The 20,109-nt window shown below is 69.1% G+C and carries 25 protein-coding genes, 1 tRNA gene and 1 pseudogene; 4 read left to right on the top strand and 23 right to left on the bottom strand.

Going from position 1 to position 20,109, the window contains the following annotated elements; genetic code table 11:
• Positions 1-167: 167 nt before the first annotated feature.
• The gene (locus tag Q7W02_21765) at positions 168-713 is read right to left on the bottom strand and encodes a Uma2 family endonuclease (protein MDO8478775.1); all 546 of its coding nucleotides are present in this window, start codon (positions 711-713) and stop codon (positions 168-170) included.
• A gap of 265 nt (positions 714-978) precedes the next feature.
• Between Q7W02_21765 and Q7W02_21770 the strand changes: the two are divergent.
• From Q7W02_21770 to Q7W02_21785, 4 genes and pseudogenes are all read left to right on the top strand, one after another.
• Positions 979-1,089: pseudogene (locus Q7W02_21770) on the top strand (BrnA antitoxin family protein).
• Between the two features lie 301 nt (positions 1,090-1,390).
• Positions 1,391-1,633 carry a ribbon-helix-helix domain-containing protein gene (locus Q7W02_21775; protein ID MDO8478776.1) on the top strand — a complete coding sequence of 81 codons (243 nt, stop codon included), beginning with the start codon at positions 1,391-1,393 and terminating at the stop codon, positions 1,631-1,633.
• Complete coding sequence (locus Q7W02_21780; GenBank protein MDO8478777.1) at positions 1,618-1,956, top strand: type II toxin-antitoxin system PemK/MazF family toxin; 339 nt, start codon at positions 1,618-1,620, stop codon at positions 1,954-1,956. Before Q7W02_21775 ends, Q7W02_21780 begins: the two co-directional genes overlap by 16 nt.
• A gap of 317 nt (positions 1,957-2,273) precedes the next feature.
• Positions 2,274-3,131, top strand: coding sequence for a site-specific integrase (locus Q7W02_21785; protein MDO8478778.1), 858 nt, complete (start codon positions 2,274-2,276; stop codon positions 3,129-3,131).
• A gap of 49 nt (positions 3,132-3,180) precedes the next feature.
• On the opposite strand, the gene Q7W02_21790 is transcribed toward Q7W02_21785, so the two are convergent.
• From Q7W02_21790 to Q7W02_21895, 22 genes are all read right to left on the bottom strand, one after another.
• Positions 3,181-3,265: transfer RNA gene (locus Q7W02_21790), tRNA-Leu, on the bottom strand.
• Between the two features lie 43 nt (positions 3,266-3,308).
• Complete coding sequence (locus Q7W02_21795) at positions 3,309-4,205, bottom strand: ABC transporter permease (protein ID MDO8478779.1); 897 nt, start codon at positions 4,203-4,205, stop codon at positions 3,309-3,311.
• Position 4,206: 1 nt separating this feature from the next.
• Positions 4,207-5,199, bottom strand: a complete 993-nt coding sequence (locus tag Q7W02_21800) for an ABC transporter permease (GenBank protein MDO8478780.1) — start codon at positions 5,197-5,199, stop codon at positions 4,207-4,209.
• Positions 5,200-6,858, bottom strand: coding sequence for a peptide-binding protein (locus Q7W02_21805; protein ID MDO8478781.1), 1,659 nt, complete (start codon positions 6,856-6,858; stop codon positions 5,200-5,202).
• Positions 6,858-7,172 carry a preprotein translocase subunit SecG gene (gene secG / locus Q7W02_21810; protein ID MDO8478782.1) on the bottom strand — a complete coding sequence of 105 codons (315 nt, stop codon included), beginning with the start codon at positions 7,170-7,172 and terminating at the stop codon, positions 6,858-6,860. Before secG ends, Q7W02_21805 begins: the two co-directional genes overlap by 1 nt.
• Before the next feature lie 7 nt (positions 7,173-7,179).
• Positions 7,180-7,959 carry a triose-phosphate isomerase gene (gene tpiA, locus Q7W02_21815; GenBank protein ID MDO8478783.1) on the bottom strand — a complete coding sequence of 260 codons (780 nt, stop codon included), beginning with the start codon at positions 7,957-7,959 and terminating at the stop codon, positions 7,180-7,182.
• Positions 7,959-9,146, bottom strand: coding sequence for a phosphoglycerate kinase (locus Q7W02_21820; GenBank protein ID MDO8478784.1), 1,188 nt, complete (start codon positions 9,144-9,146; stop codon positions 7,959-7,961). The genes tpiA and Q7W02_21820 overlap by 1 nt, the downstream gene beginning before the upstream one ends.
• A gap of 15 nt (positions 9,147-9,161) precedes the next feature.
• Entirely contained in the window at positions 9,162-10,166 is a 1,005-nt protein-coding gene (gap, locus tag Q7W02_21825; GenBank protein MDO8478785.1) for a type I glyceraldehyde-3-phosphate dehydrogenase, read from the bottom strand.
• Positions 10,167-10,425: 259 nt separating this feature from the next.
• Entirely contained in the window at positions 10,426-11,187 is a 762-nt protein-coding gene (locus Q7W02_21830) for a ComF family protein (GenBank protein ID MDO8478786.1), read from the bottom strand.
• Positions 11,157-12,440 carry a lipopolysaccharide assembly protein LapA domain-containing protein gene (locus Q7W02_21835; GenBank protein ID MDO8478787.1) on the bottom strand — a complete coding sequence of 428 codons (1,284 nt, stop codon included), beginning with the start codon at positions 12,438-12,440 and terminating at the stop codon, positions 11,157-11,159. Before Q7W02_21835 ends, Q7W02_21830 begins: the two co-directional genes overlap by 31 nt.
• A gap of 23 nt (positions 12,441-12,463) precedes the next feature.
• The gene (locus Q7W02_21840) at positions 12,464-12,829 is read right to left on the bottom strand and encodes a TraR/DksA family transcriptional regulator (GenBank protein ID MDO8478788.1); all 366 of its coding nucleotides are present in this window, start codon (positions 12,827-12,829) and stop codon (positions 12,464-12,466) included.
• 73 nt (positions 12,830-12,902) lie between these two features.
• Positions 12,903-13,274: a ribosome silencing factor gene (rsfS, locus tag Q7W02_21845; GenBank protein MDO8478789.1), complete on the bottom strand. Its 372-nt coding sequence runs from the start codon at positions 13,272-13,274 to the stop codon at positions 12,903-12,905.
• Positions 13,274-13,897, bottom strand: coding sequence for a nicotinate-nucleotide adenylyltransferase (nadD, locus tag Q7W02_21850; GenBank protein ID MDO8478790.1), 624 nt, complete (start codon positions 13,895-13,897; stop codon positions 13,274-13,276). Before nadD ends, rsfS begins: the two co-directional genes overlap by 1 nt.
• A gap of 8 nt (positions 13,898-13,905) precedes the next feature.
• Positions 13,906-15,162: a glutamate-5-semialdehyde dehydrogenase gene (locus Q7W02_21855; protein MDO8478791.1), complete on the bottom strand. Its 1,257-nt coding sequence runs from the start codon at positions 15,160-15,162 to the stop codon at positions 13,906-13,908.
• Between the two features lie 2 nt (positions 15,163-15,164).
• Positions 15,165-16,307, bottom strand: a complete 1,143-nt coding sequence (gene proB / locus Q7W02_21860) for a glutamate 5-kinase (protein ID MDO8478792.1) — start codon at positions 16,305-16,307, stop codon at positions 15,165-15,167.
• Positions 16,286-17,305 (bottom strand): GTPase ObgE, encoded by a 1,020-nt coding sequence (obgE, locus tag Q7W02_21865; GenBank protein ID MDO8478793.1) that lies wholly within the window; start codon positions 17,303-17,305, stop codon positions 16,286-16,288. The genes proB and obgE overlap by 22 nt, the downstream gene beginning before the upstream one ends.
• Before the next feature lie 27 nt (positions 17,306-17,332).
• Positions 17,333-17,590, bottom strand: coding sequence for a 50S ribosomal protein L27 (gene rpmA, locus Q7W02_21870; GenBank protein MDO8478794.1), 258 nt, complete (start codon positions 17,588-17,590; stop codon positions 17,333-17,335).
• Between the two features lie 4 nt (positions 17,591-17,594).
• Positions 17,595-17,906, bottom strand: a complete 312-nt coding sequence (gene rplU / locus Q7W02_21875) for a 50S ribosomal protein L21 (GenBank protein MDO8478795.1) — start codon at positions 17,904-17,906, stop codon at positions 17,595-17,597.
• Between the two features lie 85 nt (positions 17,907-17,991).
• On the bottom strand, positions 17,992-18,279 hold the full coding sequence (locus Q7W02_21880; protein MDO8478796.1) for a hypothetical protein: 288 nt from the start codon (positions 18,277-18,279) through the stop codon (positions 17,992-17,994).
• A 27-nt stretch (positions 18,280-18,306) separates the two neighbouring features.
• Positions 18,307-18,858, bottom strand: coding sequence for a glycine/sarcosine/betaine reductase selenoprotein B family protein (locus tag Q7W02_21885; protein MDO8478797.1), 552 nt, complete (start codon positions 18,856-18,858; stop codon positions 18,307-18,309).
• Positions 18,855-19,502: an RNA polymerase sigma factor gene (locus Q7W02_21890; protein ID MDO8478798.1), complete on the bottom strand. Its 648-nt coding sequence runs from the start codon at positions 19,500-19,502 to the stop codon at positions 18,855-18,857. Before Q7W02_21890 ends, Q7W02_21885 begins: the two co-directional genes overlap by 4 nt.
• A gap of 77 nt (positions 19,503-19,579) precedes the next feature.
• Positions 19,580-20,109, bottom strand: a 530-nt coding sequence (locus tag Q7W02_21895) for a TetR family transcriptional regulator C-terminal domain-containing protein (protein MDO8478799.1), incomplete at its 5' end; no start/stop codon positions are given.

The following is a 20,109-nucleotide window of genomic DNA, read 5'->3' on the forward strand; positions in this document are numbered from 1 at the left end:
CCCTCTGCTGTCAACTTCCCCCCCTTCGCACGCTGGAAATCGCAACCCAACGGTACACCGCAAATAGGGATCTCGGCGCTATGTCCTCCCCAAAAGAATCAAAAGCTGATTCTGGAGGCCCTCTGTGCCAGCCAGCGAACGGGCCAGTACAGGAGGGGGCAGCTGGATTAACGCCAGAGGTCGGCGAGGGGCAGGGCGAGGCCGGGCCAGTCCGGATGAGACAGGGACGCATCGCCTTCTCCCTGGACCACCAGCGCATAGGCTCCGGCCTCCGCGCGATAGCACTCAAGCCGGAATCCCTCCGGGTCCACCAGCCAGTAGTGGCGAATTCCAAGGGCGGCGTACCGCCGGGCCTTCACGGTCCGGTCGTGGTCGCGGGTGGAGGGGGAGAGAATTTCCACGACCAGGGTCGGGGGGCCCTCGATCCCCCGCTCTGACACCTGAGTGGGGTCGGCGACGACCACGAGGTCTGGCTGGACTACGTCGTGGGGCGTCAGGATGAGATCGAGAGGGGCATTGAATACCTCCCCGAGGCCCCGGGCTTCGAAGTAGGCTTCGAGCCTCCGCTGGAGCCGCTTGGAGATACGCTGGTGGAGCGGGCTGGGCGCGGGCGTCACGTAGAGGTCTCCTTCCACGAGCTCGTAGCGCTTCCCATCGGGAGGGATGCGGGCGTAGTCGGAGTAGTCGAGCTTTTGCTTGAGTCCTGTGATCATCGCTCTCCCCTTTCTGGGGGTATGATACCACCCTCGCTCCCCCCCGGCGCACCGCCGGTGCCCCGCACCCGCTCCTTGCCTCTGCGGCCGTCGTCGGCGCACGATCGCCGGGACCGAGCGCGGGATCCGGCCACGGACGCTCACCTGCGCCGGGCGATGCTGCTGTGCCGGTGTTCCCGCAGGCGGGGTCGAGGGTGTCAGGTGCGCTGGAGTCCCGCCGCACGGGTCCCCACGATGCGGACCCCCCGTTTGTGTTGGCTATGCGCTCTCGATTCGAATCGATACCCAAGTCCTCTCGTGGTTCAAATCCCAGGGGCCGGGCTATCAATCTCGAATGAATGCCCTGTCGCGTGCGTACATGGAGGCTCACTCACAAGACATGAGGTTTAGGCTCAAGGGAGGAGTGGAAGATTATGAACATAGCCATCCAATACTAACGAGGCTTTCGCCTCAGACCGACGAGTTGTATTGCCATGAGATCAAGCGCGTGAGTGGACACGCAAAGGGCCCCGGCCGTGGGACAACGGGCTGCGCCCGATGGCTGGCGCCACCGCGATCTGTGCGCCCCGCTCGCGGCGCTGCTCGGGCCGCTCGCTCCGCGTCCCTCAACGCACCACGTCAAATTCCTTGGGCGTTCCGACGAGGTATGATGCTTTATCATACTGTGGAGGGGTGCCATGAGCAGTATCAAAGTTGCCATCACTATCGACAGCGAAACGCTGGAGCGCGTTGACAGCTTAGTTGCAAAGAAGGTTTTCCCCAACCGCAGCCGAGCAATCCAGTCGGCCGTAGCCGAGAAGCTCGCGCGGATGGAGCGCGGCCGTCTGGCGTCTGAATGCGCAAAGCTCGATCCTAAATTTGAGAAGGCGCTCGCTGAAGAAGGCTTAGGGCAGGATCTCGACGCTTGGCCCGAATACTAAGAGGCGAGCTTCGCTGGGCCGACCTCAACCCGGTCCGCGGTCGCGAACAAGCGGGTTTGCGTCCGGTATTAATCCTCAGCCACGACGTGTTCAATGAGCGCTCCGGCACTGTCATTGTAGCGGCGTTGTCAAGCCAGCCTCAGCGCGCCGGTTTTCCGCTGACTCTCGAGCTTCAAGCGGCAAAGCTGCCGAAACGCTCGTGGGTCAAAATCAGCCAGATTCGCACACTTGCCGTCGAACGCATCGGGGCAAAACTCGGCCGTGCTTCACCCGAGGAGATTTCGCAAGTCGTTGAGGGTCTCAACGAGATCATCGGAATCTAACCGATGCAGCCGACTGTAAAAAGCGGCAGCTGATCGCAAACGGGCTCTTCGTCGAAGTGAGTGGGTGAAAACAGGGGGTTGAGGGTGCGGGAACCCGCTCTGGCAGCGGTCGGAAAGGCTGAGGCGGTGGCGCGAGCATCGGGCATGATACGCGCATGCCAACACTGCGACGACCGCGCCGGCTGTGGGATACGTATCGCTTGGCGGGATTCCGACCGAGTTCGACGGTCGTGGGGATCTTCGGGGACCCGCAAACGCGCGTGCTCACCCTCACCCGGCGGTCAAAAAAACGGCCTGCGGGACCTAGTGATCTGCGCGTGAGCGCGATCACGGAGTCGCGGATGCGCCAGCTCGTGACCCAGGTCCAGGACGCGGGCCTCTCGGCCCGGCGGATCAACTTGGCGCTCTTGGTGCTCAAGATGATCCTGCGCACGGCGGTGCGGCGGCGCTTCATGCGGGAGGACCCCACCGAGCATGTCCGTGGTCTCCGGGAGCCCACGACTGAGGCCGATCCGCTTGACCCGGACATGGTGACGGTGTTTCTCGCAGCGTGCCCACCGTGGTGGCGCCCGTACTTCACCGTGGCGTTCTGGACGGGCGCCCGCCCGAACGAGCTGGCGGCGCTCAAGTGGGGCGATGTGGATGCCGCACGCGGCATCCTGCGCATCCGGGCGGCGCGCTACCGCGGCACGGAAGGCCCGCCCAAGACCGCCAGCAGCGTGCGCGACATCGACCTGTTCCCGGCCGTCACGGATGCGCTGAAGGCCCAGAAGGCCCAGCAAGCCGCCGAGCGTCTCAAGCGCGGCCGTGGGGCGCCTGCGACGGGGCAGGATTACGTCTTCACCGGGGCGCAAGGGGGCCTGCTGAACGTGAACGCCCTCCGGGACAGGGTCTGGTATCCCACACTCACGACAGCCAGCCTGAGCCGCAGGACGATGTACCAGACCCGGCACACGTTTGCCTCAAATGCCTTGGCCGCGGGCGAGGCGCCGTCCTGGGTGGCGGCGATGCTGGGGCATGCGAGCCCCGAGATGCTGTTCAGCGTGTACGCGCGCTACATCCCGAACAGGACGCGGCGAGACGGCAGCGCGCTTATGCACCGGATGGAGGGGACGAAGACGGTCACCACACCTGCGGAGGGGGCCGCTGCGGTACTCCCGAAATACTCCCGCTGACGTCCGGGCCGACCGAGTACACTAAACAACACGCCCGCTTAGCAATCATTGGTGCCGAAGGGGGGATTTGAACCCCCACGGGTTGCCCCACACGCCCCTCAAACGTGCGCGTCTGCCAATTCCGCCACTTCGGCCCGGCGAAGGCAAAGTATGCCGTGGCCGCGAGCGGCTTGTCAATCAGCGCCCGAGCCGGCGCACGCGTCCCACCGCCGACTGGCGCAGCCGCGGGTCGAGGGCGTCGCGGATCCCCTCACCCAGCAGGTTGTAGGAGAGCACGGTCACGAGGATGGCGAGCCCCGGGTAGAGCGTCAGCCACCAAGCGTACGTGATCAGGTCCTTGCCGTCGTTGAGGATGTTGCCCCAGGTCGCGTAGGGCGGCTGGACGCCCAGGCCCAGGAAGGACAGCCCGGACTCGGTCAGGATGGCGGCCGGGATGCCCAGCGTCATCGCGACCAGCACGGGCGCCAGCGCGTTGGGCAGGATGTGCTTGAAGATCACGCGCAGCGCGCCGGCCCCGATGGACTCCGACCAAATGACGAACTCCCGCTCGCGGAGCGCCAGGAACTCTGCGCGCACGAGGCGGGTGACGCCCATCCAACCGGTCAGGCCGATCACCGCCATGATGGTCCAGATCGAGGGCTTGAGAAAGGCCAGCACGGCCAGCAGCAGGAAGAAGCGCGGGAAGACCAGCATGAGGTCCACGAGCCTCATGATGAACGCGTCCACGATGCCGCCGTTGTAGCCCGCCGCGGCGCCCAGCAGGATGCCGATCAGCACCGCGATCCCCACCGAGACGAAGCCGACCGCCAGCGAGATGCGGGAGCCGTAGAGCAGGCGCGAGAGCACGTCGCGCCCGATCTGGTCTGTGCCGAGCCAGTGCGTGGCGGACGGCCCCTCGAGGATCCTCTTCATGTTGGGCTTGTTCGGGTCCCACGGCGCCAGCGCCGGCGCCAGCACCGCGATCACGACCAGGATGCCGACCACGACGGCGCCGCAGCAGGCCAGCTGGTTGCGGGAGAACGTGCGCCAGAACTGGCGGATCTCCCCTCGCCGGGCGCGGGCCGCCAGGCGCATCCTAGCGCCGCCGCCGCCGCGCCGAGAACCGGATGCGCGGGTCCACGAGCCCGTAGGCGAGGTCGGCGAAGAGGTTGGCCAGCAGCGTCAGCGTTGCCACGATGACGAGGTTGCCCATGACCACCGGGTAGTCGCGTGAGAAGACCGACTGGACCATGAGCTGGCCCATACCCGGGATGGCGAAGATGCTCTCGATAATGACGCTGCCGCCGATGAGCCCCGGCAGCGAGAGCCCGAGGATGGTCACCACCGGCAGGAGCGCATTGCGCAGCGCGTGCTTGCCGATGACGACGGGCTCGGGCAGCCCCTTGGCCCGCGCGGTCTGCACGTAGTCCTGGCGGATCACCTCGAGCATGCTCTGCCTCATGTAGCGCGAGAGCCCCGCCAGGCCGCCGAAGACCACCACGAAGACCGGCAGGACCAAGTGGCTCAGCAAGTCCCACTGCTTCTGCCAGAAGCCCAGGTACTCGTGGTTGAGGGAGCGCAGCCCGGAGATGGGCAGCCAGTCGAGCTGCACCCCGAAGAGGATCATCAGCAGGAGCGCCAGCCAGAAATCGGGCGTGGCGAAGCCGATGAAGACGAAGATCGTGGTGACCTTGTCGAAGAGCGAGTACTGGCGCGTCGCCGCGGCGACGCCGATCGGGATCGCCAGCGCGACGATGATGAACATCTGGATGAGGTTGATGAAGAGCGTGATCGGCAGGCGCTCGCTGATCTTGGTCAGGACGGGCTTGGCGTCCGGCTGGAAGGACCGGCCGAAGTCGAGGGCCGCGAGGCGGGTCAGCCACCGCCAGTACTGGACGTGGATCGGCTGGTCGAGGCCGTACTCCTTGTTCAGCCGCTCGATGAGCTTGGAGTCCTGCCCCGACTCTTCCCCGCGCAGATAATCGAAGGGCCCGCCCGGCGCCAGCTGGATGACCATGAAGGAGATGAAGGTGATCCCGATCAGGAGCGGGATCGCCAGCACCAGCCGGCGCAGGGCGAAGAGCGTCATCTAGCCCGACGTATACCGCTGCAGCTGCTTCGGGACGAACCAGTCGATGAAGTTGTAGCCGATGCCTGCCGGCTCCGGCTTGATCCCTCGCACCCGCGAGGACACCGCGGGCAGCGCGTCCTTGAAGTACAGGAAGATCAGCGGCTGCTCCTCGGCCAGGATCTCCTGGATGCGCCGATACGTCGCGACCCGCTCCTGCTGGTGGCAGGAGGTGCGGCCCTTCTCGAGGAGCGCGTCGACCTCAGCGTTCGAGAAGGAGATCTGGTTGAGCTGGTCGGGCCCCATCTGGGAGGAGTGCCAGATGGGGTACTGGTCCGGGTCTATGCCCGTGCCCCAGCCGAGGATGATCGCCTCGAAGCGCTTCTGCTTGATGTACTCCTTGAGGAAGGCGGCCCACTCGATGGTCTGGATGTCAGTCTGGATGCCGATCTCCTTGAGCCACTGCTGGATGAGCTCGGCGACCTTCTTCCGCTCCTCGTTGCCCTGGTTGGTCCGAATGGTGAAGCTGAAGGGCTGGCCTTCCTTGTTCCGCAGGATGCCGTCGCCGTTCCGGTCCGACCACCCCGCGGCGGAGAGGAGCTGCTTGGCCTTCGCCGGGTCGTACGGGTAGCGCTTGACCTTGTCGGTATAGGCCCAGGTGCCGGGGCGCAATGGCCCCGTCGCCTCGCGCGCCAGCCCCATGACCACACCCTCGATCAGCTCCGGCTTGTTGATCGCATGGGCAAAGGCCTGCCGCACCCGCCGGTCGGCGAAGCGCGGGTCCTTGAGATTGAAGCCGAAGTAGGTGTAGCCGCTGCCCGGGTAGCGGAACTTGTTGTAGTCCTGCTTGAAGGCCGGGTACTCAGTCTGGCGCGCGTACTGGATGGCCGTGAGATCGGCCATGTCCACGCCCTTGGCCTTGAGCTCCAGGAAGATGGTCGCCTGGCTCGGGATGACGCGGTAGACGATGCGGCCCAGGTACGGCCGCCCCTCGACGTAGTAGTCCTTGTTGGCCACCACCACCACCTTCTCGCCGCTCTTCCACTCCTGGAACCGGTATGGCCCGGTGCCGACGGGCTGCGTGTTCTGCGGCGCCTCGCGCAGCTTTCCCTCCTCGACATACTTCGCGAGCAGGTGCTTCGGCAGCATGGCCGTCCCCCAGCTCCCGACGGCTTTGGCGTACGGCTGCGAGTAGATGACGCGGACCGTGTACGGGTCGAGCACCTGGATGTCCCGGACCAGCTCGAAATCGTCCCGGTACGCGGTCGGGGTCTTCGGGTTCATCATGGTCTTGTACGTGAAGTGCACGTCCTCGGCGGTAAACGGCTTGCCGTCGTGCCACTTCACGTTCTTCCGCAGCTTGAAGGTCAGGTTGAGGCAGTCCTTGCTGAACTGCCAGGACTCGGCCATCGACGACACCCAGTTCAGATCCTTGTCGGTCTGCACCAGCCCGTCGTAGATGAGGTTGCCCACGGCGTGCGAGGGCGCGTCCGTGGTGATGTTGGGGATGAGGCCGGTGATGTCGCCGATCGAGGCCTGGACGAAGGTGTCGCCGGAGACGGGCTTCTCGCTCGCGACCGGCGTCTGGTCGGCGGCGACCGCGGCCTCGTGCCCGAAGCTGCCGCCGAAAGCGAAAAGCGTGGCGAGCGCCAGCAGGACCGTTCCACGCGCGGCGCGCATCACTTCCGCCCCGGCGCGGGGACGCCGGGGGCAGCGGGCACCGTCGGCTCTGCCGGCGCGGAGGCCGGCATGATCGTCGTCGAGCGGTTGTGGGCCAGCACGGCCAGCGAGAACGACGTCACCATGAAAGCCACGGCGACCACCGTCGTGATCTTGCCGAGGATGGTCGGGGTGCCCATGGAGCCGAACACCGCCTGGCTGCCGCTGCCCCCGAAGGCCGAGCCGATGTCGGCGCCCTTGCCGGCCTGGAGCAGCACCATGCCGATGATGACGAGGCTGACGATCACATGGATGATCACGAGCAAGGTGAACATGGGCGGGTCACTCCTTCGATGATCCGCCCCTGGAGGCGGACTTCTTCGCGATGGTGATGAAGCCTTGCGCCTGGAGCGAGGCGCCGCCCACGAGTGCGCCGTCGATGTCGGGCTGCTGCGTCAGCGCCGCCGCGTTGTCGGGCTTGACGCTGCCGCCGTAGAGGATGCGCAGGGACTGGGCGGTCTCCTTCGAGGCGAGCTCGGAGACGAGCCCGCGCAGGTAGCCGTGGACCTCTGCGGCCTGGGCGGGCGTGGCGTTGACACCGGTGCCGATGGCCCACACGGGCTCGTAGGCCAGGACGGAGCGGGCGATCTCGTCGGCACCAAGCCCGGCCCATCCGGCGCGCAGCTGCCCCTCGACCACGGTGAAGGTCAGCCCCTGGCGCCGCTCCTCCGCGGTCTCGCCGACGCAGAGCAGCGGCTGGAGCCCGTGGCGAAGCGCCGCCGCGACTTTGCGGGCGATGTCGTCGTCGGTCTCGTGGAAGAGGTGCCGGCGCTCCGAGTGCCCGAGGATGACGAAGCGGCAGCCCAGCTCGGCGAGCATGCCGGGCGCGATCTCGCCCGTGAAGGCGCCCGTGTCCTCCCAATGGCAGTTCTGGGCGCCCCAGCCGATGGACGAGCCCGCCAGCACCTCCGCCACCGCAGGCAGCGCCGTGAACGGCGGACAGAGCGCCACTTCCACGCCGCGCGGGCGCTTGAGCCCGTCGCGCACTCCCGAGGCCAGCGCCCGCGCCTCGGCGAGCCCGCCGTGCATCTTCCAGTTGCCGACGACGAGGGGTGTCCGCATCAGGGCGCCTCGCCGAGGGCCGCCACACCGGGCAGCACGCGCCCCTCGAGGAACTCGAGGAAGGCGCCGCCGGCCGTCGAGATGTAGCCGATGCGGTCGATGACGCCCGCCTGCCGCACCGCCGCGATGGTGTCGCCGCCGCCGATGACGGAAAAGGCGCCGCACCCGGAGACCGCGCGCGCAACGCCGAGAGTGCCCGCCGCGAAGGCCGGCTTCTCGAAGACGCCCATCGGCCCGTTCCAGACGACGGTCTTGGCGCCTTGGAGCGCGGCGCCGAACTGGGCCACGGTGAGCGGGCCGATGTCGAGGCCCATCAGCTCGTCGGGGATTTCGCGCACGCCCACGGTCCGGATGCCGTCCGCGCTGTCGGAGGACGGCGCCACGACCACGTCCACGGGCAGCCGCACCCGCACGCCGAGGCTCCTGGCGCGCGCCAGGATGCCGCGCGCCTCCTCGAGCCGCTCGGCCTCGAGGAGCGAGCGGCCGACGCCGTGGCCCAGCGCCGCGAGAAAGGTGAAAGCCATGCCGCCGCCGATCAGGAGGGCATCCACTCGGGTCAGCAGGTGCTCGACCAGGGCGAGCTTGTCGGAGACTTTCGCCCCGCCCAGCACGGCGGCCACAGGCCGCTCGGGCCGCTCGAAGATCCGCCCCAGCGCCTCGAGCTCGCGCGCCATGAGCAGCCCGGCCGCGGCGGGCTGGAGGAAGCGCGTGATCCCCTCGGTCGAGGCGTGCGCCCGGTGCGCCGCCGCAAAGGCGTCGTCGACGTAGACGTCGGCAAGCGCGGCTAGCCGGCGCGCGAACTCGGGGTCGTTGGCCTCCTCGCCCGGGTGAAAGCGCAGGTTCTCGAGCAAGACGATATCGCCCGGCTTGAGGGCGGCCGCGGCCGCCTCGACCTCGGGCCCGGCGCAGTCGGGCAGGAGCGGCACCGGTCGGCCGAGCAATTCATCGAGCCGCGCGGCCACCGGCGCGAGCGAGTAGCGCGGGTCGACCTTGCCCTTCGGGCGCCCCAGGTGCGAGGCGAGGATGACCGACGCCCCCGCCTTGAGGCAGTGCTCGATCGTGGGCACGACGGCGCGGATGCGCGTGTCCTCGGCGACGCGGCCATCCTCGAGCGGGACGTTGAGATCCACCCTGAGGAAGACGCGTTTCCCCGCGAGGTCCAGTTGATCGACGCTGAGCTTGGGCAAGCTGCCTTGGTCCGGCTACAGTGACTTCGACATGTACCGGATGAGGTCCTTGACGCGGTTCGAGTAGCCCCACTCGTTGTCGTACCAGGCGAGGACCTTGACCATGGTGCCGTCGATCACCGCGGTGGACTGCAGGTCCACGATGGACGAGTGGGGGTTGCCGTTGAAGTCCACCGAGACGAGCTGCTCGTCCGTGACGTCAAGGATCCCGCGCAGCGCGCCCGTCGCGGCGGCGCGGAAGGCATCATTGACCGCCGCCGCCGTCGTCGGCTTCTCGAGATCAGCGGTCAGATCCAGCACCGAGACATTGGCGGTCGGCACGCGGATCGCAATCCCGTCGAGCTTGCCCTTGAGCTCGGGCAACACGAGTCCCACGGCGGTCGCGGCGCCCGTCGTCGTCGGGATCATGCTGAGGGCGCCCGCGCGCGCGCGGCGCAGATCCTTGTGCGGGAAGTCGTGGATGGGCTGGTCGTTGGTGTAGGAGTGCACGGTGGAGGCGAAGCCGCGCTTGATGCCGAAGTTGTCGAGCAGGACCTTGGCGACGGTGGCGAGGCAGTTGGTGGTGCACGAGGCGTTGGAGACCAGCTCGTGCTTGACCGGGTCGTACTTCTGCTCGTTGACGCCCAGCACGACGGTGATGTCGGGATCCTTGGCCGGCGCCGTGATGACCACCTTCTTGGCACCCGCCTGCAGGTGCTTGGTCGTCGTGGCTTTGTCGCGGAAGACACCCGTGGATTCGACAACGATGTCCACGCCCATCTCGCCCCATGGCAGGGTCGCCGGATCCTTCGCGGAGCAGACGCGCACCTCGCGCCCGTTGACGAAGATCGCCTCGCCCTTGTGCGTCACCTCGGCGGCGAGGATGCCGTGGACCGAGTCGTACTTCAGAAGGTGGGCGAGCGTCTTGGCGTCCGCCAGGTCATTGACCGCCACCACCTCGAGCTCCGGCGCCTGGAGCGCCGCACGAAAGAACACCCGGCCGATGCGCCCGAACCCGTTGACCCCGACCCGCACACCCATGATGCGCTCCTTGGTGACGATTATTGAGGATTGGCGGCGACTTCCGCCTCACGAGAGCCCTAATTATAGGCGGCGGCAGTCGCCGCCGCAAGCACAGCCAAAGACACAACTGAGGCGGCAGCGAACAACACCGCAGGGCGACGAGAAGGGTCCAGATGCGAGGCGGCGCCCGAGAGCTGCGGGCGAGGCGTACTCCTGTACGTTGAGCCCGCAGCCGAGGGCGGCAACGAAGCAGATGGGCCCTTATCGGCGGCCTGCTCTAGAGGGCCCGGGCGACGGTCAGGACGCCGACGGCGACCGCCCCTGCCCGGTAGAGGCTGCGGGCGCACTCCCCCGCCGTGGCGCCGGTGGTGAGCACGTCGTCCACGAGCACGACGTGGCGACCGGCGATCAGCTCGGGCCGGCGCACGGCGAAGGCGTCGCGGACATTCCGCCTTCGCGCCGCGGCGTCGAGATCGGTCTGGGGCTGGGTCGGCACGGCCCGCAGGAGGGCGTCGACCACCACCGGCACGCCCCAGGCGCACTCGAGGCGCCGGGCCAGGAGCAGCGCCTGGTCGTAGCCCCGCTCGCGCGCGCGGCGGGGGTGGAGCGGGACCGGCACGAAGGCGTCGGGTGCAGCGCCCGGCAGCGCGGAGAGACCCAGCCCGGCGAGAAGGTCGCCCAGCGGATTCGCCAGCCCGCGCCGTCCGCCGAACTTGAAGGCGTGGATCGCCTCGCGCGCGAGGTCGCCGTAGAGCAAGGCCGCGCGCGCGTACGCGAATCGCGGCCGGCGGCTCCGGCAGGCACCGCAGAGCCCCTCGATACCGAGCGGGGCGCCGCAGCACCGGCACCAGGGCGGCGCGATCCGCTCGAAGCCTTCCCAGCAGGCGCCGCAGAGCGGGTCGCGCCGGCCGGCACCGAGCATCCCGTCGCAGACCGGGCAGAGCGGAGGGAAGACGAGGTCGAGGGCGGCGGTGACCCACGGCCGCCAGCCGTGAGCCTCGCCCGCCGCTACGGGCGCGACGTGTTCCAGCCGCGGCATGACGGGCACCGGTCGATCCAGCGCCCGTGCTCAGCCCCGCACGCGCTACAACGGTAGGGCCAGTCGAACGCGCCGCTGAGCGTGAGCGCCCGCCGGTATTCCTCGAACGCCTCCGCCGTCTGTCCGCGGCGCTCGAAGATCGCACCGAGGACGGCGTGGAGCCCGGGCAGGTTCGGCTCCCGGACCTCCACCTTCTGAAACTGGTCGGCGGCCTCGTCCAGCATGGCGAGCTCGAAGTAGACGCGGCCGAGGGCGAAGGCCAGCGGCACGCTCTCCGGCACGCGCGCGCTCGCGGCCTGGTAGAGCGCGATCATCCGCGTCGGGCGGCCCTCGATCCTGTACGCCTGCTCGAGGCGGGCCAGGAGCGGCAGCTCCGGATGGGTCTCGACCGCCCGCTCCCACGCGCGGAAGGCTTCCCGGCTGTCGCCCGCCGCGACGTAGGCGTCTCCGAGCGCGACGGCGGCGGGCACGAAGTCGGACTGGGAGCGTAGCGCCTCGCGGAAGCGGGCAATGGCGGGCTGAACCTGGCCCTCCGCGAGAAGCGCCCGCCCGAGCTCGTACTGGATGCCGGCCAGCATCGCCTGTTCCGGGCGCCGCTCGCCCGAGCCGAGGGCGACGATCCGCTCCTGCGCGCCCAGCGCCCGCTGCCACTGCCCCTCGGCCACGGCGAGATCGCGCAGGGCGCGGAGCGCGGCCACGTGGTCGTGGTCGTGGGCCAGCAGGCGCTCGAGCAGGGCCGCGGCCTCCCCGGGGCGGCCCGTCCGCCGGAAGTCCTCCGCAGCTGCTAACACGAGCTCAGGCCGCTCCTCGCCCCGGAGCGCGTCCAGGTGGTGGACCAGGGCCCCTTTGGCGTCGCCGCGCTCGAGCGCGAGCTCGCCCAGCCGCGCGTGCGCCTGCGCGTGGCCGGGATCCCGCTTCAACAGCTCCTCGTAGATCTGGAGCGCCGCGTCGGCGCGGCCGGAGAGCTGGGCGTCGACTCCACGGTGGTAGACGTCGGCAAGGGACTCGGCGCGCCGGGCCTCGCGCGCGCGCTGGTAGTCGCGGTAGGAGCGTCCGAGGTCGCGGACGAGGCCGAGGAGCAAGACCAGCACCGCGCCGGCGAGAAACGCGCCAACCACCAGCGCGGCCAGCGGGACCTCCCAAGCCCAATCGGCGGCGACGACGACGCGGACGCGCGCGGTGTTCAGTGAGGCGAGGTACGCGACGGCGGCGCCGAAGCCGAGAGCGAGCAGGACGCCGAAGCGGACGGACACGGCTGGAGAGCCCCCGGGCGGCGCTACCCGGCGGCGGTGCGCTCTTCTTCTTCGATGAGCCGCTGGCAGTCGATGCAGTAGCGGGCGAAGGGCAGCGCGTCGAGGCGCTTGTCGGAGATGGCCTCCCCGCACCGCTCGCAGTCACCGAAGTTGCCTCCGTCGATCTTCTGCAGCGCGGAGACGACCTCTTTCAGGACCCGGCGGTCGCCGTTGCTCAGCTCGAAGAGGAACTCGCGGTTGTAGGACGTCGCGGCCTGGTCGCCGATGTCCTTCGTGGAGTCGTCCTCGGGACCCTTGGCGTAGAGCACGGTCTTGCCCACGCCTTCGGAGAGCTGGCGATGCTTCTCCTCCAGCTTCTTCTTGAACTGGGCCAAGCGATCCTTCCTCATCGCTGTCTCCTCCGCGACACGGCGGTCGGGGGCCGGAATTAGTGGCGAAGGCTACCACGCTCCCCAGCGGAAATCAATCGCCGGCGGCCGCTCCCCGCTCCACGGTGAGGAGCGGCGCGTCGCCCCACAGGCGCTCCAGCGCGTAGAAGTGCCGCGTCACTCCGACGAAGACGTGCACGATGACGTCGACGTAGTCCAGCAGCAGCCACCCGCTCTCCGCGCTGCCCTCCTGGTGTCGTGGCCGCGTACCCGCACCCTTGAGCGCCATACGCACGGCCTCGACGATGGTGCCGGCCTGCGTCGTCGAGCGCGCGCTCGTGACGACGAAGAAGTCGGCGACCGTGGACAGGCCCCGGAGATCGAGGATGACGAGGTCCTCGGCGTTCTTGTCCAGCGCGGCGTGGGCCGCCAGGCGCGCGGTGGCTTCAGCAGAGAGGGGTGCCATCAGGGTGCCGGGCGGTACAGGCGGTGTAGGCGGATGTAGGCGGCGACGGGCTCGGGCATCCTGTAGGCGAGACTCCTGCCGTCGCGCGCGCGGCGGCGCAGGTCCGACCCCGAGATCGGCAGCGAGGCCGCGCGGTAGAGCACGGGGCCGTCCGCGCTGCCGAAGGCAGATAGTCCAAGCTCGTGGAGGACCTTCTGGGCCGCCGGCGCCTCGGGCTCGAAGTCGGCGCCCGTGCGCGGTACGACGACCAGACGCGCCAGGCGGGCGACCTCCCGGGGCTCCCGCCAGCTCAAGAGGTCGAGGAAGGTTTCCGAGCCGATCAGCAGGTAGAGATCGCCTTCGCCCCGAAGCGCCTGGAGCGTGTCCACGGTGTAGGAAGGTCCCCGGCGGCGGAGCTCGACGTCCGAGACGGCGAAGCGCGGGTGCAGGCTGACGGCCAGCTCGGTCATCCGGTACCGATGCTCGGCCGTCGCCAGCTCGGCCGCGGGCTTGTGGGGCGGGACGGCGGCCGGCACGAAGAGCACGCGGTCGAAGGCCAGGGCCTCGCAGATCTCGTCGGCGAGGAGCAGGTGTCCGAAGTGGATCGGGTTGAACGAGCCGCCGAAGACGCCGACCTTGGGCACCTGGGCCGCTACTCCCGCACCTGTCCGTCACCCATCACGACGAACTTGGTCGTGGTCAGCTCGCGCACGCCGACGGGCCCGCGCGCGTGCAGCCGCGAGGTCGAGATGCCCATCTCGGCGCCCATGCCGAACTGCGAGCCGTCCACGAGGCGCGTCGAGGCGTTGACGAGGACCGCGGCGGCGTCCACCTCACGAGTGAAGCGACGGCTGTTCCGGAGGTCGGACGTCACGATGGCCTCGGCCAGCCCGGAGCCGTGGCGCCGGATGTGCTCGATGGCGGCGTCCAGTCCGTCGACGACCCGGATCGCGACGATATAGTCGAGATACTCCGTGTCCCAGTCGGCGTCCGTCGCCGGCCGTGCGTCGGGCACGAAGCCCCGCGTGCGGTCGTCGCCGCGCATCTCCACCCCGGCCTCGCGCAGCCGCGCCGCCACCTTCGGCAGGAAGCGTGCTGCCACCGCCGCGTCCACGAGGAGGGTCTCCATGGCGTTACACACGCTCACGCGCTGCGCCTTGGCGTTGACCGCGATGGCCGCGGCCATGTCGAGGTCGGCGCCCGCATCCACGTAGACGTGGCACACGCCTTTGTCATGCTTGAGGACGGGCACCGTGGCGCGCTCGGCGACAAGCCGCACGAACTCCTCGCCGCCGCGCGGGATGATGAGATCGACGAAGCGGTCGAGCGTGAGCATGGCCATGACCGCCGCGCGGTCGGCGGTGTCCACGACCTGCACCGAGTCCGCGGGCAGGCCGGCCTTCTCCACGGCCTTGCCGAGCACGTTGACGATGGCGGCGTTGGACGCGAGCGCCTCGCTGCCGCCGCGCAGCAGCACCGCGTTGCCGGACTTGAGGCAGAGGCCGGCGGCGTCGGCCGTGACGTTGGGGCGCGACTCGTAGATGAAACCGATGACGCCCAGCGGGACGCGGACGCGCGAGATCTCGATCCCGTTCGGCCGGCGCCAGGCCTCGACGGTCTCGCCCACGGGATCGGGCAGCGCGGCGATCTGTCGCAGGCCCGCCGCCATCTCTTCGATGCGCGCCTCGGAGAGCGTCAGCCTGTCGATGAAGGCCGAGGTGAGCCCGGTCGCCCGTCCGCGTTCGAGGTCGGCGCGGTTGGCTTCGAGCATGGGGGCCGTCTTCTCCTCGAGGCCGCGGGCCATCTGGAGCAGCGCCTCGTTCTTGGCGCGGGTGGAGGCAAGGGCCAGCGCGCGGGCCGCCTCCTTCGCCGCCCGCGCCTTCGCGGTCACGTGCGCCGTCACGTCCATGGTCAGCATCCTCCCGGGCCGGAGAGCACCACCAGGTTGTCCCGATGGATGACCTCGGCAAGCCCCTTGTACCCCAGGGCCTTCTCGATCTCGGACGTCTTCGCGCCGCGGATCTTCCTCAACTCGCCCGCGTCGTAGTTGACGAGCCCGCGCGCGAACTCCTGTCCGTCGGGCTCGCCCAGCGCCACGACGTCGCCGGCGCTGAACTCCCCCTGGACGCCCAGCACGCCCGACGGCAGCAGGCTCTTACCCTTCTCAGTCAACGCTTTTCGCGCCCCGGCGTCAACGGTAAGCCGCCCCCGCGGCGGGACGGCGAACGCGATCCAGCGTTTGCGCGCCGCCAGCCTGTCGTCACGGGGCAGGAAGTAGGTCCCCAGCGGCTCGCCCTTGAGCAGGCGGCCCAGCGTGCCGGGCTCGCGGCCGCTCGCGATCACCATGGGGATGCCGGAGGCGCCGGCCTTCTGGGCCGCCTCGAGCTTGGTGGCCATGCCGCCGACCGAGACCCGGCCGACTTCGTCGAAGCAGAGCTTACGGATCTCGTCGGTCACGGCTTCGACCGTCTCGATGCGGCGCGCCGAGGGATCGCGCCGCGGGTCGCCGGTGTAGAGGCCGTCCACGTCCGTCAGCAGCACCAGCAGGTCGGCGTCGATGAGGTGGGCGACGAGGGCCGCCAGGTTGTCGTTGTCGCCCACCTTGATCTCGTCCACGGCGACCGTGTCGTTTTCGTTCACGATGGGCAGCACGCCGAAATCGAGCAGCGCCAGCAGCGTGTTGCGGGCGTTCAAGTACCGGCCGCGGTCGCTGATGTCCTGAGAGGTCAGGAGCACCTGGCCGACCTTGATGCCGTGACGCTTGAAGGCCTGCTCGTAGTGCCACATGAGCGCCGACTGCCCGACGGCCGCGGCGGCCTGCTTCTCCGGGATCGAGCGCGGCCGGGACGTGAGGCCCAGGCGCGCAATGCCCGCGGCAATGGCGCCCGACGACACGAGCGCGACCTCGCGGCGCTCGGCGACGAGCGCGGCGATGTCTCCCGCCAGCGCCCTGATGCGCTTGGCGTCGAGCCCCTCGGCCGGGCTCGTGATCAGGCCGCTGCCGACCTTGAGCACGAGACGCCGCGCGCGCGTCAGCCCGCGGCGGGCGCCCATATGTGGCTCGTCAGGATCTTGGCAATATCGCGCAGCAGCCCGTCGAGCCCGAATCCCGTGACCGACGAGATCGCGTGGAAGGAGAGCCCCTCGGCCGCGCAGAAGGTCTCGAGCGCGCGGCGCCGCTCCTCGGTCCCGGGCAGCTCGGCCTTGCTCCCCGCCACGATCTGGGGCCGCGCCGCCAGCTCCCCGGAATACGCGGCGAGCTCCCCCTGAATGACGCGCCAGTCCTCGACCGGGTCACGGCCGGAGCCCGGGTCGAGATCGACCAGGTGCACGAGGACGCGCGTCCGCTCGGTGTGGCGCAGGAAGCGGTGGCCGAGCCCCTTGCCCTCGGCGGCCCCTTCGATGAGCCCAGGCAAATCGGCGATGACGAAGGAGCGGTGCTCATCCACCCGGACGATGCCGAGGCTCGGCTGGAGCGTGGTGAACGGGTAGTCCGCGATCTTCGGTTTGGCGGCCGACAGCCGCGAGACGAGCGTGGACTTTCCGGCGTTGGGGAATCCGACGACGCCCACGTCGGCCAGGAGCTTGAGCTCGAGGTGAATCCAGCGCTCCTCGCCGGGGCGCCCGAGGTCGGCGCGGCGCGGCGCGCGATTGGTGGAGCTGGTGAACCGCGCATTGCCGCGCCCGCCGCGCGCGCCGCGCGCCACGAGCACGCGCTCGCCGGGCGCCGTCAGGTCTCCCAGGCGCTCGCCCGTGGCGCGGCCCGACACCACGGTGCCGAGCGGCACGCGCAGGACGGTGTCCTCGCCGGACGCGCCCGTTTTGTTGGCGCCCTTGCCGTGCTGGCCGCGCTCGGCGGTGTAGTGCCGCTGGTAGTGGAAGTCGAGGAGCGTGGTGATGGACGGATCAGCTTCGAGGAAGATGCTGCCGCCGGCGCCGCCGGCGCCGCCGTCCGGGCCGCCGCGGGGAATGAACTTTTCCCGCCGGAAGCTCACGCAGCCAGCGCCGCCGTCACCGCCCTTGACGAAGACGTCGATCTCGTCGACGAACATCTCAGGCCCCGGGGACGCCGGGCGCGATCAGGCGGGCTGCTGGGCGATGCTGACGTACTTGTCGTCGCCCTTGCGCTCGAAGCGAACGTAGCCGTCGGAGGTGGCGAACAGCGTGTGGTCCGTGCCGAGCCCGACGTCGACGCCCGCCTTGAAGCGGGTACCGCGCTGGCGCACGATGATGCTGCCCGCCGTCACGAACTGCCCGCCGAAGCGCTTGACGCCCAGTCGCTGCGAATTCGAGTCGCGGCCGTTGCGGGAACTGCCGACACCCTTCTTGTGAGCCATCGCGCTATGCCTCGATCTTGGTGATGCGGACTGCGGTCATGATCTGCCGGTGCCCGCGGTGCCGGCGGTAGCCCTTCCTGCGCTTGAACTTGACCACGAGGACCTTGGCGCCCTTCTTCTCGGAGACCACCTGGCCCGTGACCTTCGCGGCGGCAAGCGCCTTGGGCTCAACGGTTACCTGCCCGTCGTTCTCGACCATGAGCACCTGCGTGAACTCCACGGGCGAGCCGGCCGCCTTGTCGAGGCGCTCGACCTTGATCACCTGGCCCGGAGCCACCCGGTATTGCTTCCCGCCCGTCGCGATGACCGCTTCCATTGCCCTCTGACCTCTCTTCGGATGAAATTTGAGCGAGCGCCCATATGACCACAGGACGGGCCCGAAAGTCAAGCACGACGCGACGTTAGCTGTTCGAGCTCTCGCTCAGCGGCTTGCCGCGCCACATGACCGGGGAGGTCTCCCAGCGGTACGGCAGCTCGACGTGCCCTCCGGGGGTCGTGATGGACGCCAGCGCGGCAAGCGTGTCCCGCAGGACGGCCAGCTGCTTGTCGCGGTTTCCCGGCTCGCCCAGCATGCTGCCGCGAGGGAAGCGTGCGTGCGCCCAGCGGGGAGGCATGACACGCCCGGTCGCCCCCGGGTTGTTGGAGAGTGAGATGGTCGGGATGCCCCAGGCCTCGATCTCGCGCTGCACCAGTCCGCCGGACTGGTGGCAGATGGGTCAGACGGGTACGAGGAGAACCGCGTCCGCGCCCTCGGCCTTGAGCCGCGAGGCGATCTCGGGCGCCATGGTCTCGGCGATGTCGGCCGCCCGGGTGCAGTAGCCCATCAGGCTATAGTGGGTCGGCGTGAGACCGCCGATCTCGCCGCCCGCTTCGAGCTCGCGCAGCCGGTCCAGCGGGAAGATCGTGTTCATGTCCGCACGCGCGGTCTCGTGGGGGAAATGCTCGTGCGAGATGGCGAGCGTCTGGATCGCGGTCCCGGCCGGGATGGCGCGGAAGCTCCAGTCCCCGTCGGGAGCCTTGCCGTCGAAAGGGAGGTCGTGGCCCGTGCGGTAGAGGCCGCCCGTGGTGACCACGCCGATGCGCAGGGCCGCGAGCGGCTTCATCAGCGGCGTCCAGGGCGTCTCGGTGAAGGCCGGCCAGGGATAGCTCTTGAAGGCCGACGCGTAGTCGTGCTGCTCGATCAGCGGCGCGGCCCCGGGCCACCACGCGGCATAGCGCGACCGGAAATCGGCGATCCAGCGCGTATCCGCCTTGGCGCGCGCGGTCATGCGGCCGCCATGTAGCGCGAGAGGCGCTCGCGCAGGAAGAGACGCGAGCGGTGCACGCGTGACTTCACCGCGGGCAGGCTCAGACGCAGCGTCTCGGCGATCTCCGGGTTCGACAGCCCTTCCACATCATGCATGAGGAAGGCCGTCCGGTAATCGGCGGGGAGGTCGTTGATCGCCGTCGTCAGCACCGTCCTGAGCTCAGTCTGGAGCGCCGGTTCCTCGACCTTGCCCGACCAGTCGGCGACCGGCTCGACATGTTGGCGGTGCTCGTCGAAGGCGGGCTGGAGATCGTCCCACAGCACCTCGTTGCGCCGGCCGCGCCGCCCGCGAAGCTTCTGGTACGCCGTGTTGGCCGTGATCCGGTACACCCAGCTGCCGAAGGCCGACTCGCCCTTGAAGGTGTCGATCTTGCGCGCTGCGGTCCAGAGCGCGTCCTGGGCGACCTCCTCGGCATCCTGCTCGTTGCCGGTGATGCGGATGGCCAGGCGATAGACGCGGTCGCCGTAGGTGTCGAGCAGCAGCTCGGCCGCCCCGGCATCGCCCCGGCGCAGCCCTTCCAGGAGGGCAGCGTCGCGATCGACGCGCGGGGCTCCGGCCGGCCGCGGCTCGGGTTCGGTCATCGTCTCCGCTTGTGGGACGCTCATCATGACTCTCCTGTGCCCCGCCGCGCGGGACACGCTGGTCGTCGTCAGCTCAAGACTGGGGGCTTAAGACCGGGGGCTCAAGACCGGATGTACAGGGTCAGGTGTCGCTTGAGCTCGTCCACGCATTGCTCCATCACCGTGATGTCCTTTGTCACCTTGCTCATGAGGATGGCGCCCTCGAGGCTTGCCACGAGGAAGTGGGCCGCCCCCTCGGGATTGCAGTCTGCGCTGAGCCGCCCGGACGCCTGACCCTGGCGCAGCGATCGCGCCAGTGTCGCCCGCCACTGGACGAAGATCTCGGCCAGCCGCTGCCTGAAGCCCTCGTGGACGTCGGACAGCTCGGAGGCGAGATTACCGATGGGGCAGCCTCCGACGCAGTTGCGCTGGCGCAGGTTGTCGAGAACACGGTCGAGGAAGCCGTGGATCTGCGCTACGGGATCGCGATCGGGATCAACGAAGGACGGTTCAAGGGTGCGCTCGAGAAAGCCGCGCACCAGCCGGTCGATGATGGCGTAGCAGAGCTCTTCCTTGCTCTTGAAGTGGTAGTAGAAGTTGCCCTTGCCCACGCCGCTCTCGCGGAGGACATCGTCGAGCGAGGTGCAGTGGT

The sequence above is a fragment of the Candidatus Rokuibacteriota bacterium genome (assembly GCA_030647435.1).
Classification (GTDB): Bacteria; Methylomirabilota; Methylomirabilia; order Rokubacteriales; family CSP1-6; genus AR37.

Bases quoted from the DNA above. Each gene is read 5' to 3' on its own strand.
- Q7W02_21765 (MDO8478775.1), bottom strand. From the start codon at position 713: ATGATCACAGGACTCAAGCAAAAGCTCGACTACTCCGACTACGCCCGC.
- Q7W02_21775 (MDO8478776.1), top strand. From the start codon at position 1,391: ATGAGCAGTATCAAAGTTGCCATCACTATCGACAGCGAAACGCTGGAG.
- Q7W02_21795 (MDO8478779.1), bottom strand. From the start codon at position 4,205: ATGCGCCTGGCGGCCCGCGCCCGGCGAGGGGAGATCCGCCAGTTCTGG.
- Q7W02_21800 (MDO8478780.1), bottom strand. From the start codon at position 5,199: ATGACGCTCTTCGCCCTGCGCCGGCTGGTGCTGGCGATCCCGCTCCTG.
- Q7W02_21805 (MDO8478781.1), bottom strand. From the start codon at position 6,858: ATGCGCGCCGCGCGTGGAACGGTCCTGCTGGCGCTCGCCACGCTTTTC.
- secG (MDO8478782.1), bottom strand. From the start codon at position 7,172: ATGTTCACCTTGCTCGTGATCATCCATGTGATCGTCAGCCTCGTCATC.
- tpiA (MDO8478783.1), bottom strand. From the start codon at position 7,959: ATGCGGACACCCCTCGTCGTCGGCAACTGGAAGATGCACGGCGGGCTC.
- gap (MDO8478785.1), bottom strand. From the start codon at position 10,166: ATGGGTGTGCGGGTCGGGGTCAACGGGTTCGGGCGCATCGGCCGGGTG.
- Q7W02_21830 (MDO8478786.1), bottom strand. From the start codon at position 11,187: ATGCCGCGGCTGGAACACGTCGCGCCCGTAGCGGCGGGCGAGGCTCAC.
- Q7W02_21840 (MDO8478788.1), bottom strand. From the start codon at position 12,829: ATGAGGAAGGATCGCTTGGCCCAGTTCAAGAAGAAGCTGGAGGAGAAG.
- rsfS (MDO8478789.1), bottom strand. From the start codon at position 13,274: ATGGCACCCCTCTCTGCTGAAGCCACCGCGCGCCTGGCGGCCCACGCC.
- Q7W02_21855 (MDO8478791.1), bottom strand. From the start codon at position 15,162: ATGGACGTGACGGCGCACGTGACCGCGAAGGCGCGGGCGGCGAAGGAG.
- proB (MDO8478792.1), bottom strand. From the start codon at position 16,307: ATGGGCGCCCGCCGCGGGCTGACGCGCGCGCGGCGTCTCGTGCTCAAG.
- obgE (MDO8478793.1), bottom strand. From the start codon at position 17,305: ATGTTCGTCGACGAGATCGACGTCTTCGTCAAGGGCGGTGACGGCGGC.
- rpmA (MDO8478794.1), bottom strand. From the start codon at position 17,590: ATGGCTCACAAGAAGGGTGTCGGCAGTTCCCGCAACGGCCGCGACTCG.
- rplU (MDO8478795.1), bottom strand. From the start codon at position 17,906: ATGGAAGCGGTCATCGCGACGGGCGGGAAGCAATACCGGGTGGCTCCG.
- Q7W02_21885 (MDO8478797.1), bottom strand. From the start codon at position 18,858: ATGACCGCGCGCGCCAAGGCGGATACGCGCTGGATCGCCGATTTCCGG.
- Q7W02_21890 (MDO8478798.1), bottom strand. From the start codon at position 19,502: ATGAGCGTCCCACAAGCGGAGACGATGACCGAACCCGAGCCGCGGCCG.